At 55.6% G+C, this 15,845-nt stretch carries 6 protein-coding genes; 3 read left to right on the top strand and 3 right to left on the bottom strand.

Translation table 11 applies throughout. The features are described from left to right. Positions 1 to 308 precede the first annotated feature (308 nt). The 3 genes from CDO73_RS09040 to CDO73_RS09030 all read right to left on the bottom strand — a co-directional run bounded on the left by CDO73_RS09040 (position 309) and on the right by CDO73_RS09030 (position 10,874). Positions 309 to 3,320: an S-layer homology domain-containing protein gene (locus CDO73_RS09040; protein WP_179218645.1), complete on the bottom strand. Its 3,012-nt coding sequence runs from the start codon at positions 3,318 to 3,320 to the stop codon at positions 309 to 311. A gap of 778 nt (positions 3,321 to 4,098) precedes the next feature. Further along, positions 4,099 to 6,960: an S-layer homology domain-containing protein gene (locus tag CDO73_RS09035; RefSeq protein WP_179218644.1), complete on the bottom strand. Its 2,862-nt coding sequence runs from the start codon at positions 6,958 to 6,960 to the stop codon at positions 4,099 to 4,101. A 1,067-nt stretch (positions 6,961 to 8,027) separates the two neighbouring features. Then, positions 8,028 to 10,874 (bottom strand): S-layer homology domain-containing protein, encoded by a 2,847-nt coding sequence (locus CDO73_RS09030; RefSeq protein WP_088488198.1) that lies wholly within the window; start codon positions 10,872 to 10,874, stop codon positions 8,028 to 8,030. 315 nt (positions 10,875 to 11,189) lie between these two features. Here CDO73_RS09030 and CDO73_RS09025 point away from each other — a divergent pair, with 315 nt between their 5' ends. The 3 genes from CDO73_RS09025 to CDO73_RS09015 all read left to right on the top strand — a co-directional run bounded on the left by CDO73_RS09025 (position 11,190) and on the right by CDO73_RS09015 (position 15,806). Then, the gene (locus CDO73_RS09025) at positions 11,190 to 11,459 is read left to right on the top strand and encodes an ACT domain-containing protein (RefSeq protein WP_088488197.1); all 270 of its coding nucleotides are present in this window, start codon (positions 11,190 to 11,192) and stop codon (positions 11,457 to 11,459) included. A gap of 45 nt (positions 11,460 to 11,504) precedes the next feature. Next, entirely contained in the window at positions 11,505 to 12,863 is a 1,359-nt protein-coding gene (locus CDO73_RS09020; RefSeq protein ID WP_088488196.1) for a PFL family protein, read from the top strand. Between the two features lie 165 nt (positions 12,864 to 13,028). Beyond that, positions 13,029 to 15,806: an S-layer homology domain-containing protein gene (locus CDO73_RS09015; protein WP_088488195.1), complete on the top strand. Its 2,778-nt coding sequence runs from the start codon at positions 13,029 to 13,031 to the stop codon at positions 15,804 to 15,806. Positions 15,807 to 15,845 lie beyond the last annotated feature (39 nt).

Genomic DNA, 15,845 nt, shown 5'->3' with positions numbered 1-15,845 from the left:
CAGGTGTCGGCTTCTTGCACGAAACCCTGATTCGGGGGGAGGGTTCCGGCGGGGGTTACCGGCGGAAAGAGTTGGGGTTCTCCGCCGGGTTGCAACATATTCAATATACCATCCGGTTCTGAACATTTTCTGAACAAGGAACCGTTTTTAGTCGCATCACTACGTGCGCGTAAAAAATGGTTCCCGCGATAAGCGAAAATCATGAAGCCATAACCGGCTTCCCAAAAGAAAGACGTTCGGCCAAAGGCTCGAACGTCTTCTTGATTTTTAGTTTTCGATCTTCAAGTCTTGATCTCTCAATCTTAAAATCACCGCGCCATCGAAGCCGCGCGAATCGCGTCATGCGCCCAATACCCCGACGCCACGTCGCTCCACTCGCTCGCGCCCGGTACCGTCATCGACGCGTCCAACCCGATCAAACGGTTGATCATCGTCACCGCTTCCGCACGCGTTACCGCTTGCTCCGGCTTGAAGCTGCCGTCCGCATAACCGGTCACTACGCCGGCCGCTTGCAGTTCCGCTGCGGCCGAAGCTGCCCAATGGCCGCTCAGATCGCCGAAGCCCGCTGCTGTTGCCGAAGCGCTCAGTCCGCTTTGCGGCAGCAGTTTCGCCAGCGCCGCCGCCAGTTCGCCGCGCGTGATCGACGCGTTCGGCTTGAACGTGCCGTCGCTGTAGCCCGTCATGATGCCCGAGGCCGCGGCCGGTCCGACGACCGTCGACGCCCAGCTTCCGTTCTTCACGTCGCTGAACGACGCCGTGCCTTCCGTCACGCCGGTGATCCGGCTGACGATCGCGGCCAGTTCGGAGCGAACGATATCCTGCTCAGGCTTGAAGCTGCCGTCTTTGTACCCTAGAATATAAGGCTTCGCGTTCAGCGTTCCGCCCCAATTGCTGACGTTTACGATCGTGAACGTACTGAATTTATTGACGTTGATCTCAAGACCCGGCGTGCCGTCTTCGCGCGTGACGACCGTGCCGCGCACAAGCTGCTTCGTGCCGTCGCTATGCTCGATATACACGCCCAGTTTTTTCTGCTGCGCCGCCGTAAAGGTGCTGCCTTTAGGAAGCGGCAGAGTCAGCGTCACCGGACGGCTTTGCAGATTGGTTTCGATCGTCATCGGACGGCCGAGCACCGTAATATCGCCGCCGTTCGCCGTCTTGACGATCTCCGGATTATTCAGAGCGCGCTGCTGGATCTCCGCGCTCGTTGCCGTGCTTTTGACCGGAATCAGACGGAAATACAGATCATCCGTCAGGTCCGTCAATGACGAAGTCGGAACCGCGATACGCACGTTCGGATTCATGATGACCAGTTCGACGCCTTCGTCGGTAAGCATCTTCGAAGCGTTTTTCGGAACGCTCACATTCCATTCGGAAACTTCGTCTTTCGGATCCGGCAGCATGATCGCAGCCGTTTTGGAACCGGATTTCTTCAGCAGATCGATGATCTCCGTCGCTTTGGCCGGCGTCAACTGCAGCGCGTCTTTCGTTACTCCGTCCGTTCCTTTGGTCCGCGTAAGCGTCAACAGCGATACTACGGTGCCGTCGATCGCGGAACTGTTCTGGACGTCGACGGTAACCGTCGAGGTCTGCGGCCCGCTCGGCGTCGAAGGCGTTGCCTCAGGCGTTCCTCCGGTCGAAGGAGTCGACGGGTTCGAAGGAACCGTCGGCGGATTCGTCGGTTCTACCGGCGGATTCGTCGGCCCTGTTGGCGGGTTCGTGGGATCGACTGGTGGAGTGGTCGGTTCCTCTACGGGATGAGCTTTGAAAACAGGATAACCGAGTCTTGCCAAATCCTTCGTTTCCGTGGTCCAAATATTTTGGAAATCCCAATCCTTGAAGCTTTCCGGGCTCTTCATTTCGGCATTCGTCAATTCACTCGCCAATTTGGAAGTTCCGTCGATTCCGTACGTATTGTCCCAATAGTTAGAAAAACTTGGAGGCAGCGGATCACCGCTTTGGCCTTCAAACGGGCCCGTAACTCCTTGGGTCACGTCCGCATGCAGCTCGCTGCTGTCGGAAGTGCCGAACGTTGGATCTATGGAGCTGTAATTATTTTTGAAAATAGTGGGATTAGTGCTCGAAGACGATCCGGCACTGCCGGATACGTAATAGGTCGCGCCGCCTACGAATCCGCCCGTATACCTGGACGTGCTTGCGCTATTAAAATCGTTGCTCGATAACGCAGGAGCGATTCGGGCCCACACGTAATTGTCGGTAATCGTATTATCGGCGGCTTCGTCACTTGCAAAAACGTGCCCGAGCAAACCGCCGACCCACTGGGAGCCTTGCACTTCTCCTTTGAAATAACTTTGGCTGACACCCGTGTTTTCCAGCTCTCCGACCAAACCTCCGCTATAGCCGGTCCCGGATACCGAGCCTTCTACCCATACCCTTTCGATACGGGAACCGTAAGCGTCGCCGGTCAGGCCGCCTGCTTTTCCGGTCGCAGAAATTTGCACGTTCGTGAGGCTTACATTTTTTACGGTTGCCCGGTTGATCGTACCGAAAAGTCCGGCATAACGAGAACCTTCCGCTTGTCCGTCGACTTTCAAACCGTCGATCGCGTGGCCGCCGCCGTCAAACTTTCCACGGAATCCCGCATCGTCCTCGCCTACCGGCTTCCAAGAAGTGCGGTCCTGCGTATGCAGATACGTTTCCAATTCATTTTTGGAAATGTCCGTTGTCAACAAATAATTTCTCAAAAGGTCATCTCGCATATGATCAAGGCCTTCGGCATCTTTGATCAGGTTCCATACCTCGCCGTTTGCATCCTTTTGCTGCTCGTACGTGTAGGCTTCGGTCATTCTCACGACACGATTGGCTCCGGTATCCGCAATGTAGACGGTACCCGCATCGCTAACCGCCACGCCTTCCGGATGATTCAGAGATACTTGAGTCGCGATCTGCCCATTCGTACCTTGAGGCGCCGCGTTTCCGTTTCCTGCGATAACTTCCGGTTTGCCGGTTGCGGCGTTCACTTTTTGAATCTGGTTATGTCCGGTATCGGCGATATAGAGATTGCCTTCCGTATCTATGGCGATTGCCGTCGGATCGTCATACATTCCTTCGACTTCGCTTAAAATACCGTCTTGGAATTTATATACCTTGTCCTTTTCGGCATCCGTGACATAGAGCGCGCCGTTACGATAAGTCACGTCTTTGACGTACCCCAATCCCGTAAGACCTACCACGGGAACCGCCGTAAACTCCGGAGCCGTTCCGTTGCTGACATTCGTGTTCGGATCGCCGTCTGTCTGAGTAGAAGGATCCGCGTAAGGAACAAGCTTCCATACTACGCCTTCGCTTCCGCCCGCCACGTATATGGAACCGTCATCGGAAAGGGTGATTCCTTGCGGATCCTTGATTTGATCGTTCGCTAAAAGGCTGCTGGCCGTACGCGTCGAACTTGTATTTTCCGTAAAATCAGCTCTGACAACATTGCCGTCAACCGTTGCATAGGCCGTCATGTCATCCGAATTCGCTGCCGGTTGCATAACCAAGTCGCGCGGCACAAGCGGGTTAGAAGCGCTATCGTAAAAGCTGGAAAACCAAAACCACGACAACTGGTCATCATACCAAGCAGTCGTTCGGGCTACGCGGTTATCCCCTTTGTTCACGAACGCAAGAACAAGATCATTGCCGTTTCGTGAAAAGGTCAAGTTTACCGGCGATTGCGTTACGTTGTCAGAGGAACTGATCTCTTCCAAGACCATTTGCCAGCCTGTCGTCGTTCCCGGTTGGACTTTCGAAGGCGCAGCGCCCGCTTGCGAGATACCTGTCGTCGCAGGCAGCATACCGATTACCGTAGCTCCGATCAACGAACTGACAGCCGCTTTTTTCATGAGAGCAGCCGGTTTGATCTTCTGCGTCCATAGAGGTCTCGAACTTTTATTCATGTTGTCTATCTTTCCCTTCTGTATACAGTTCTGAGATGCGTTTGATACTTTAACACCCTGTTCTGAACAAATTCTGAACAACACGTTTTTTGGTATCAATCGCCTTATATATTTACGGCGCAATCGGCAAATTATTTATAGCATTTCATAAAAAAAGATGTTTGTGCATAAACATCGCACAAACATCTTTTCTCAGTTCTTAATTTCGTGCCATCGAAGCCGCGCGGATCGCGTCATGCGCCCAATACCCCGACGCCACGTCGCTCCACTCGCTTGCGCCCGGTACCGTCATCGACGCGTCCAACCCGATCAAACGGTTGATCATCGTCACCGCTTCCGCACGCGTTACCGCTTGCTCCGGCTTGAAGCTGCCGTCCGCATAACCGGTCACTACGCCGGCCGCTTGCAGCTCGGCTGCGGCCGAAGCCGCCCAATGGCCGCTCAGATCGCCGAAGCCCGCCGCCGATGTCGCCTTGCTCAGTCCGCTTTGCGGCAGCAGTTTCGCCAGCGCCGCCGCCAGTTCGCCGCGCGTGATCGACGCGTTCGGCTTGAACGTGCCGTCGCTGTAGCCCGTCATGATACCCGATGCCGCGGCCGGTCCCACGACCGTCGACGCCCAGCTTCCGTTTTTCACGTCGCTGAACGACGCCGTGCCTTCCGTCACGCCGGTGATCCGGCTGACGATCGCGGCCAGTTCGGCGCGCGTGATGTCTTGGGCCGGCTTGAAGCTGCCGTCCGCATACCCCATGATATACGGGGCCGCGTTCAACGTGCCGCCCCACTTGCTCACGTTCACGATCGTGAACGTACTGAAGTGGTTTACGCTGATCTCAAGGCCCAACTTGCCGTCTTCCAGCGTCACGACTTTGCCGCGTACCAGTTGTTTCGTGCCGTCGCTGTGCTCGATATACACGCCCAGTTTCTGCTGCTGCGCGGCCGTGAAGGTGCTGTTGGCCGGAAGCGGCAGAGTCAGCGTCACCGGACGGCTTTGCAGGTTGGTTTCAATCGTCATCGGACGACCGACCACCGTGATATCGCCGCCGTTCGCCGTTTTCACGATCTCCGCGTTGCCCAATGCACGCTGTTGGATCTCGGTGCTCGTCGCCGTGCTCTTGACCGGAATCAAACGGAAGTACAGATCGTCCGTCAATCCGTTCAGCGAGGAAGCCGGTACGCTGATGCGCACGTTCGGGTTCAAGATGACCAGTTCGACGCCTTCGCCCGTCAGTACCGACGAAGCGTCTTTCGGTACGCCGACGTTCCATTCCGACACTTCGTCATTCGTATCCGGCAGCACGATCGCCGCCGTTTTCGAGCCTGAAGTCTTCAGCAGATCGATGATTTCTTTGGCTTTGGTCGGCGTCAGTTGGAGTTGATCCTTGACCGTGCCGTCCGTGCCTTTGGTGCGAGTGATCGCAAGCGATGCCACGACCGCGCCGTTCGTCGCCGTGTTGTTCTGCACGTTGACGTTGATCGTCGTCGTGTTCGTCGGTGCCGGCGTGTTCACGACCGGAGTCGACGTGCCGCCGCCTGTCGAAGGGTTCGACGGGGTGGTCGGGGTGGTCGGCGTGGTCGGCGCAGCAGCGAAAGCCTTCAGCGTCGGATAACCGGCTCTTTTGGCATCATTCGTTTGCAGCGTCCAGACGTTGTTGAAGTCCCAGCCTACAAAAGAATCTTGTTTTTTCATTTGTTCCGTCGTGAGTTTAGAAGCTACATAAGATTCTTCGCGAGTCGGGAACGTCGAATCCCAATAGCTCGATATCCCTTTGTAAGGAGGTTGACCTTCCGTGATTATGCCTTCGAAAGGCCAGCCCGTAATGATATCGGAAGAAACATCCAATGCAGGAGCGTTGGTTTTGAATTCGGTCGAAGCATAAGTGTTCTTGAAAATCGTCGGGATCAGCGAGTTGGTCGATCCGTTATCGAGTCCTTCGTACGAAACATATCCGACAAAGCCGCCGACAATGCTGCTGCGTCTTAAGCGATTATCGTACGATCTGTCAGTGATTTCCGACCAAGCGTAGCTGTTTTCGATCGTTCTGACGTTGCTTGGATCGTAGATGATGACCATACCGGCGAAGCCGCCGAGCTGATTGCGTCCTTCTACCTTGCCGTTAAAATAGCTTTCTTTGACAGACGTATCAATCAGTTCTCCGGCAAAACCGCCGACGTTTTGTCCGTAACCGCGAACCGTACCTTCGACCGATACTTTCTCGATCGTCGAATTTCTGACCGAAGTCGCCAGACCGCCGGCGCTTTCGAATACCGAATAATTCACGCCGGTCAAACGCACGTTACGGATATCGGCGCCGTAGACGTATCCGAACAATCCGCCGATGTTGTTGGAAGCATCGTAAGGAAGAACCTGCAATCCTTCGATCGTATGCCCGCCGCCGTCGAAACGTCCTTCGAACCGAGTTTCGTCGTTTTCTCCGATCGGCGTCCAAGAAGCTTCACTTGGCGTGCGCTCGATCTGATGCTGGGAATTCAGATAGCTCTGCAATTCCGACGCGGAAATGTTTTTATCCAGTCGGTAGTTGGCCTCAAGGTCGTCGCGCATACGATCCAAACCTTCGGCGTTTTCTACCAGATTCCAGACTTTTCCGTCGTCGTCTCGGGTTTGTTTGTAGAAGAACTGATTCGTCAGCTTCTGAATACGGCCGAGATCCGCTACGTATACGGTTCCGTTCAACTTATCTACAGCTACGCTCATCGGTTCGGTAAGCGAAGCTTGAACTGCCGGAACGCCGTCATATTCTTGAGATCCGATACCGGTTCCCGCAACGACTGTTACTTCTTTGGAGTTGTCGTTGTACATTTTCACCTGATGGTTCTCGGTGTCGGCAATATACAACAAGTGATTTCGATTATCGAATGCGATCGACTCGGGATCATCCAATCCTGTAACGACGACTTCATAATTCTGAGGATTGTCTAATGCCACTTTCACGATACGGCCGAGTCCTTTGTCTGCTGCATAAATATATCCGTTGTCGTAAGCGACATCCGACAGATCCGTTCCGTTTTCAGCCAAAGTCTGGACCTTAGTCGCGATATACATCGTCGGCATCGTTCTCGTCGATGTGTTGTCCGGGTTCGGATCGTTAATGTTACCGTTAGGATTGAATTCCGGATTCGGCGTCAAACGCCAAATCGATTTATCCGTTCCGCCCGCAACATACAGCGTCTCGCCGTCTTCAGCAAGGTCAAGCCCTTCAGGATCTACGATTTGCTGTTGATCTTCACCCAGTATCGGATTGGCTGTCATAACAGGTTGCGCGTCGTTCGGTGTTTCTTCTTCTTGCTCCCAAAAACGATAAATGTCTGCTTTATTGCTATTGACTGCTTTTCCTGTAGCAAACAAAGGCGGCATCGAATCGGAACTCGTTGCAAGACCAACTGCCGTATCTGTAGTTACGATAGTACGCGATTGCCAATCTTCAACGTCATAAGAGAATGCAGCAAACAATCCCGGCATTTCGAGTCCCAAATATAAAGGATATTTCGATATTAAAGAGCTGTCGTTTAAAGAATCGCTGAAAATAAAAGCAGACGTCGGCGAAGGCTCTGAATCGGGATCAGGGTCGGAATCGGGAGGAACGCTTACAATACTTAATCCGCGAGGATGTTCAAGCTCGATTCCTTGTCCGCCATTCATGTTCAGGAAATTGATCGGCTGCAACCCCGGCTGCCAGCCGCCTTTTTCGACCAAGGGACTCTCTACCGGCTCAGGAGATGCATAGCTCACCCCGATCGTATTAGGAAGCATGCCTAATACCGTAGCTCCGATCAGTGATCCCAGCGCCGTTTTCTTCAGCATGCCTTTGGCATTGGCTCTTTGAGGCAGCGAAGCTTTCAGACGTTTCTTCATAAATTCACATTCTTCCCCTCTGTATGTGAAATCTTTCATTGACAAGCTCTTCGCTCGTAAAAAGAATGTATCATCCGATTCTGAACAATTACTGAACAATTGCCGTGTTTTTCGGTCATTTCTTGCTATTCCGATGAAAAAATTTCCTGCGCCAAGCAAGCGGAAACCGATTTTATCTTTAAAACTCAAAAAAGAACGCTCGGCCAAAGGCTCGAGCGTTCTCGCGAATATCGTTATAAATCCGTTCTTTTTCAGAATTACCGCGCCATCGAAGCCGCGCGAATCGCGTCGTACGCCCAATAACTCATGCTTACATCGCTCCATTGTCCGGCGTCCGGCAGGGCCATCGAGCCGTCCAGTCCGATCAAGCGGTTAATCATCGTCACGGCTTCGGCTCTCGTGACCGTTTGTTCCGGTCTGAAACTGCCGTCCGCGTAACCGGTCACGATATCTTGCGACTGAAGCTGCGCGACCGCTTCAGACGACCAATGGCCGTTCAGATCGCGGAAACCGGCTGCCGGCGGTCGGGCTTCCAGCCCGCTTTGCGGCAGCAGCTTCGCCAATACCGAAGCCAGTTCGCCGCGCGTGATCGGCGCGTTCGGCTTGAACGTGCCGTCGCTGTAGCCGGTCATGATGCCCGAGGCCGCAGCCGGTCCGATCACCGTCGACGCCCAGCTTCCGTTCTTCACGTCGCTGAACGATGCCATGCCTTCCGTCATGCCGGTGATCCGGCCGACGATCGCGGCCAGCTCGCTGCGCGTAATGCCCTGCGCCGGTTTGAACGTTCCGTCCGGGTAACCCATGATATAAGGCGCCGCGTTCAGCGTGCTGCCCCATTTGCTGACGCTTACGATCGTGAACGTGCTGAACTTGTTGACGCTGATTTCCAGCCCTTTTCGACCGTTATCCAGCGTGACGATTTTGCCGCGCACAAGCTGCTTGGTGCCGTCGCTGTGCTCGATATACACGCCCAATTTTTGCTGCTGCGCCGCCGTGAAGGTGCTGGTTGCCGGAAGCGGCAGGGTCAGCGTCACAGGGCGGCTTTGCAGGTTGGTCTCGATCGTCATCGGACGGCCGACTACCTTAATATCGCCGCCGTTCGCTTGCGCGACGATCTCCGGATTCGCCAGCGCGCGCTGCTGAATCTCGGCGCTTGTTGCCGTGCTCTTGACCGGAATCAACCGGAAGTACAGATCGTCCGTCAATCCCGTCAACGAAGACGCCGGCACTTGGATACGCACGTTCGGATTCAAGACGACCAGTTCGATGCCTTGATCCGCGAGCAGCTTGGAAGCCGCGTTAGGAACCGTGAAGTCCCATTGCGAAACGGCGTCGTTCGGGTCCGGCAGCACGATCGCCGCCGTTTTGGAACCGGACTGTTTCAGCAGGTCGATGATCTCTGTCGCTTTAGCCGGCGTCAATTGAAGCGCGTCTTTGAGCGTGCCGTCCGTGCCTGTCGTGCGCGTGATCGCAAGCGACGCGACTACGGAACCGTTCGCCGCCGCGCTGTTCTGCACGTTGACGTTGATCGTCGTCGTGTTGGTCGGCGTAGGAGCCGGAGCCGGCGTAACCGGCGTCGAAGTGCCGCCGCCCGTCGAAGGGTTCGACGGATTCGTCGGAGGCGGGCCGACCGGCGTTAATGCCGGAGATACGGCGAATTCGGAGGTGCTGCGCCATCCTTTGGCACGAACCGCGAAGATATAAGGTTGGCCGTTGGTCAGACCTGTAACGGTCAGAGCGGTCGGCGGCGACGCTTCGTCCATATCGGTCTGTCCGGCATACTGCCAAGACTTCGGATCTAACGGAGCCGATGTTCCCGCATATTTATAGACTTGGTAGTACAATGCTTGATCTGCCGCGGTCCAAGACAGATCTACGGTTCCGTTGCTTGCCCGCCCGGTCACCTCGGTCGGCGAAGCTTGCTTAGCAGCCACCTCCAAGACGCGATGATTGCCCGTGTCGGAGATGTACAACGTTCCGTCATCAGCGACAGCAACGCCTTGCGGAGAATCGAGAGCCGTCAGCGGAGCCGCTTGTCCCGGGTCTCCTTTGCCTTCGACGCCCGTTCCGGCGACCGGAATCAGATTCGGAACGCCGCTAGAATCTTCGCTGCCGAATTGAACGATACGATGATTGCCTGTATCGGCGATATATACTTCTCCGTACGGATCGACAGCTAGAGCTGTGGGGTGCTTCGTTGTACCGATTTGGAATATTTCAGAACCTTCGTCTTCCATTTTGATTTTTCTGACCATGCTCGGATTCATAGTCAGATCGTCAAGAAGGTACATGTAGCCGTCTCGAATCACGATATCCTTCAGAGAATTCTGCTCCGCGAAAAAAGCATTATTCATGTAAGGCACTTCTTCCGAAGTATACGGCAGTCGACCGTCCTGCGAAGGAATAATCCGGTAGCCGATTCCCGCATTATCATCGTACGTATAAATATTTCCCGCTTCATCGACAGCCAATCCTGCCGCGGAAGTCAACGGATTGGGATTCAACAGAGGTTCGACGGTGAACGTCATGGCTTGACCCGACTGTCCGCCGGAAGGCGGTTGGGCGTTGTTGATCCGGAATACGTTAGGGGGCGATGATCCGACGCTTCCGATAAAGTACAGCGCGCCGACTCCGGCACCGGAGCTTGAATTACGAGGATAAGCGAATTCCTTCGCGGTCACGACTTGATTGTCCGGCGTCTTGAAGTTCACGGGCATATAGTCGCTCGGAGGCTGGAACGAACCCGGATAGCTGATTCCGTTACCTGCGGACAGCCACGTCTCGCCGTTCTCCGGATCATTGAACAATAACAGATGCGGAGTTCTCGACGGATCAACCGGTCCGAACGGCGGAGCGGAGTTCCATTCGATCACATGAATATCCGTCGGCATCCCGAGCTGCGACCAAGCCGCCTCCGGCACTTTAAGACTGCCCGGCTCGCCTGTCCCCGCCACGATTTGCACGACGCGATCCACCGGTTCCGCCCCTACTTTCCCTACCCCGACCGTCGAGAACGTTGCTCCTACCGTCATTACCGTAAGCGTTACCAAAAATCCTTTCCTCAACCAACGTTTGCCCGCGTAAGCCGCCGCTGTCTTCTTCATTTGCCCGCTTCCCCTCTGTATGCAAATGGTCCTTCTACCGAGCAGTATAACAGGTCTGGCTGACAAAGTTATGAATAATTCGTGAGCAACTTCAAATTTAAGGTCTTCAGCCTTGTTTTTGTATCAAAAGTCATTGTTGCTATCTAGCTTCATCCGATTAAAGCCCTTACATTTTTCGCCACAAAATCTTTGATTGAAGCCTTGCCTACTATCTGACATAATGAGTCATAACTTAACGCGCCGACGCGGTAACGGAAGTCGTTTTCGGCCCGTAATCGGACCGTCGGCCGGTATGCGAACAAGGGGGATTTATCGGTGAAAGGCATTATTACGGTACTCGGCAAAGATCAGGTCGGCATTATCGCCAAGGTCTGCACGTATCTCGCGGAGCAGAACGTCAACATTCTCGACATCTCGCAGACGATCGTGCAGGATTACTTCAATATGATGATGATCGTGGACATCTCTTCGCCGGCCAAAGCGTTCGAAGATCTGATCACGGATCTGCACGAGCTGGGCCTCGGCATCGGCGTCGAGATCAAGCTTCAGCACGAAGATATTTTCAACAGCATGCACAGAATTTAGAAAAGGTACCAAAAGAAACAGGGTTAGAAAGGGGAACCACCGCACATGATCTCGAAATTCGAGGTACAAGAAACGAATACGATGATTTCCGAGATGAAACTCGACGTCCGCACCATCACGATGGGCATCAGCCTGATGGACTGCGGACACCCGGATCTCAAGACTTTTAATCAGAAAGTCTACGACAAGATCACTCGGCTCGCCGAGCATCTGGTCAAAACGGGCGAAGATCTGGAGCGCCAATTCGGCATCCCGATCATCAACAAACGCATCTCCGTCACGCCGATCGCGATCGCGGCGGGCCCGGTCGAAGCGACCAGCTACGTCAGCGTCGCCGAGACGCTCGACCGCGCGGCGCGCGAAGTCGGCGTCAACTTCCTCGGCGGATTCTCCGCTCTCGTTCAGAAAGGCTACACCAACAGCGACCGCATTCTGATCGACAGCATTCCGGAAGCGCTGGCCGTGACGGAACGCGTCTGCTCGTCGGTGAATATCGGCTCGTCGCGCAGCGGCATCAATATGGACGCGGTGAAAAAGATGGGCGAGATTATCCGGCAGACGGCCGAATTGACCGCGGACCGCGATTCGCTCGGCTGTTCGAAGCTGGTCGTGTTCTGCAACGCGGTCGAAGACAATCCGTTCATGGCGGGCGCTTTCCACGGTCCGGGCGAACCGGAATGCGAGATCAATGTCGGCGTCAGCGGACCGGGCGTCGTCAAGCGCGCGCTCGAAGAAGTCAAAGACGTCGATTTCGAGACGCTCTGCGAAACGATCAAACGCACCGCGTTCAAAGTCACCCGTGCCGGGCAGCTCGTGGCGCAGGAAGCGGCGAAACGCCTCGGCGTGCCGTTCGGCAGCATCGACTTGTCGCTGGCTCCGACGCCGGCGGTCGGCGACTCTATCGCGGAGATCTTCCGCGTGATGGGTCTGGAAGAAGCCGGCGCGCCGGGCACCACGGCCGCGCTCGCGATTCTCAACGACAACGTCAAAAAAGGCGGCGTTATGGCTTCCTCGTACGTCGGCGGACTCAGCGGCGCGTTTATCCCGGTCAGCGAAGACCAAGCGATGATCGAAGCCGTGCAGCGCGGCGCGCTGACGCTCGAGAAGCTCGAAGCGATGACCTGCGTCTGCTCCGTCGGGCTCGACATGATCGCGATCCCGGGCGACACCAGCGCGACGACGATCGCCGGCATCATCGCCGACGAAGCGGCGATCGGCATGGTCAACAACAAGACCACGGCCGTGCGGCTCATTCCGGTCATCGGCAAAGACGTCGGCGAGATCGCCGAATTCGGCGGCCTGCTCGGCTACGCGCCGGTCATGCCGGTCAACCGTTTCGACTGCGCGCCGTTCATCAACCGCGGCGGACGGGTTCCGGCGCCGATTCATAGTTTTAAGAACTGATCATGTTTGTATGACGCCAGAAGACCTCTTTCCGATCCGGAAAGAGGTCTTTTTTGCGCGATCTTCGCTTTCTAAATCCATCCTTTTCTGGCGTTGTTCAGAAAATGTTCAGAATGGACTGTTAGAGTCTTTTTTGCATAAAAATTCAGAGCAGCACTCGAAAGGATGATCAAAATCTTGAGGTTATTCGGCAACAAACGGTGGATGCGCGGCACGTTGGCTTCGATTCTGGCCGTCGGCCTGATCGCGAACGCGGGAATCGCTCCCGCCAAAGCGGACGGAGGGTCGGAACTGGTTTCTCTCGGTTTGAGCGCAGGCAACTTGACCACCCCTTTCGATCCCTATGAATCGGAATATTACGTATCCGTATCTGACGAAACCCAAGTCTTGTACCTCCAACCGGAAGCCGGAAATTCGGACTCCGTGATTACTGTCAATAACGATGCAGGCGTTAACGGAGTTTACACCGTTACGCTGGACCAAGACGAAACACAGATCGACATCGTTTCCGAAATCGATCTCGAAGACTATTATTCGCAAAGTCCTTATACGCTGCATGTAATCAAGGAAGGTTCGAACCTGTTGAGTCCTAAATTGAAAAGCTTGAGCCTCGAAGAAGGAAATCCGACTCTTGTATTCGACGAAAACGAGATCGATTATTACACGGAAGTCAGTTACGACGTAACCGAACTTCACTTGGACGCCGAAGCCTACAGCCGCAACGCCTCGCTTACGGTCAAAGTCAACGGCGACGATTTTGCTTCGGCCACGCCGTCGGTTATCCCTTTCCCTCTCTCGGAAAGCGATATCTCCATCTCAGTCGAAGTCGACGTTCCCGGAACGAACGCAGGCTATATGTACGGCATCGTTGTCGAGCGCGAAGATCCTTCCTTAAAAGACGACCGCCTAAGCAAACTCGAGCTTGAGGAAGCCGATTTCGACATTCCGTTCGACTCCGACGAACAGCTCTATTCGGCAGTCGTGAGCCGCGACGCGAGCGTTTTGCATCTCACGGTCGAGTCGATCAGTCCGAACGCCGGGATCGAAGCCAAAGAACTGTTCGGCGATTTCGACGAACGGTCGCTGGAATCTTACTTAGTCTCGCAGGACGGCAAGATCCGCTATTACGAGATTCCTTTCGGCTTATCTCAAGAATACATGGATATCCGGATCGACATCGACGTTCCCGAAGCGAACGGAGGCCGCGGCTACGGGATCATGATCGAGCGCGAAGATCCTTCCTTGAAGGACGACCGCTTAAGCAAACTCAAGCTTGAGGAAGCCGATTTCGACATCCCGTTCGACTCCGACGAACAGCTCTATTCGGCAGTCGTGAGCCGCGACGCGAAGGTCTTGCATCTCGCGGTCGAGTCGATCAGTCCGAACGCCGTGATCGAAGCCAAAGAACTGTTCGGCGATCTCGAAGAACGGTCGCTGGAATCTTACTTAGTCTCGCAGGACGGCAAGCTCCGCTATTACGAGATTCCTTTCGGCTTGTCTGAAGAATACATGGATATCCGCATCGACATCGACGTTCCCGAATCGAACGGAGGCCGCGGCTACGGGATCATGATCGAGCGCAAAGCTCCTTCGGGCGGAAACGACGGAGGCGGCACCTCGCCCGAGCCTAATCCTCCCGTGACGAATCCCGCTCCGGTAACGACCGTACCGGATACCGCTCCGGCGAATCCGCCTGCGGCGCCGACCGGCGTATCGGTTCTGGTGAACGGCAAATCCGAAACGGCCGGCACTCTGACGAAAACGATCTCGAATAACCGCAGCTCGGCGGTCATCGCGGTCGATCCCGCGAAATTGACGTCGCGTCTGAACGAAGAAAGCGCCGGCGCGGTCATCACGCTGCCGTTCGCCGAGAACGCGGACGCGTTGACCGGAAGCTTGACCGGACAAATGGTTCAAGCGATGACCGACAAACAAGCAATATTGAAAATCCAGACTCCGAACGCGTCTTATACGCTTCCGGCGGCCCAGATCGACGTAAGCCGCTTGGCGCAGCAGCTCGGCTCTGCCGCCGATTTGAGCAAGCTCGACGTACGGATCTCGATCGTCGCTCCGAACGCCGAAACGCTGGCGCGCGTCACCGACGGCGCGAACCGAGAAGGTCTGACAGTGCTCGGCAGTCCGGTCGATTTCCGCGTCGAAGGCGTCTACGGCGGACGGACGGTCGAAGTCGATCGGTTCGACGCCTACATGGAGCGAAGCCTCGTTCTTCCGGCAGGAATCGATCCGAACCGGATCACGACCGGCGTAACGGTCGACGCGGACGGTACCGTCCGCCACGTTCCGACACGCGTGGTGCGTTCGGGAGGCGTCTACAGCGCCGTGATCAACAGCTTGACCAACAGCACGTACGCCGTCGTATGGCATCCGGTACGCTTCGCCGACGTGACGAAGCATTGGTCCGAAAATGCCGTTAACGATCTGGGTTCCCGCCTGATCGTCGAAGGCACGGGCAGCGGCGCGTTCGAGCCGAACCGCGGCGTGACCCGCGACGAATTCGCCGCGACCCTCGTTCGCGCTCTGGGGCTCAAACCGCTGAAAGAAGTCTCCGAAACTTCCGGCGCTTCGGCTTCCGAACGCAAAGCTCGGGAGATGCAGGCGGCTCGCGACTACGGCATTCTGCAAGAAAACGGCGGCGGAACGTCTGCGCCCGACGCTCCGATCAGCCGCGAACAGGCGGCCGTCATGCTGGCGAGCGCCATGAAGATTGCGGGCCTTGCTGCGGATTCCGGCGCGAACGCCTTGTCCGTATACCGCGACGCGCAATCCGTGTCGGCATGGGCGCAAGCCGACCTGAACGCGGCGGTCCAAGCCGGCCTTCTGAACGGCCGCGGCGGCGGCAAGTTGGCTCCGCAGGAACAAGTTCTGCGCGCCGAAGTCGCGCAGATGGTTCAGCGCCTGCTTCAACGTTCGGGACTGATCTGAGTTCCGAACGGAGGTTGACCCGCGACATTCGCGTTTGCG

This window comes from Saccharibacillus sp. O23 (genome assembly GCF_002205895.1).
In the GTDB taxonomy this organism is placed as follows: Bacteria; Bacillota; Bacilli; order Paenibacillales; family Paenibacillaceae; genus Saccharibacillus.
Note: the sequence above shows the minus strand (reverse complement) of the source record. Positions and strands in the feature narration are given on the sequence as shown.

Excerpts from the sequence above, each read along its gene's own strand:
- CDO73_RS09020 (WP_088488196.1), top strand. The coding sequence starts at position 11,505 with ATGATCTCGAAATTCGAGGTACAAGAAACGAATACGATGATTTCCGAG.
- CDO73_RS09035 (WP_179218644.1), bottom strand. The coding sequence starts at position 6,960 with ATGTATATCGCGACTAAGGTCCAGACTTTGGCTGAAAACGGAACGGAT.
- CDO73_RS09030 (WP_088488198.1), bottom strand. The coding sequence starts at position 10,874 with ATGAAGAAGACAGCGGCGGCTTACGCGGGCAAACGTTGGTTGAGGAAA.
- CDO73_RS09015 (WP_088488195.1), top strand. The coding sequence starts at position 13,029 with ATGATCAAAATCTTGAGGTTATTCGGCAACAAACGGTGGATGCGCGGC.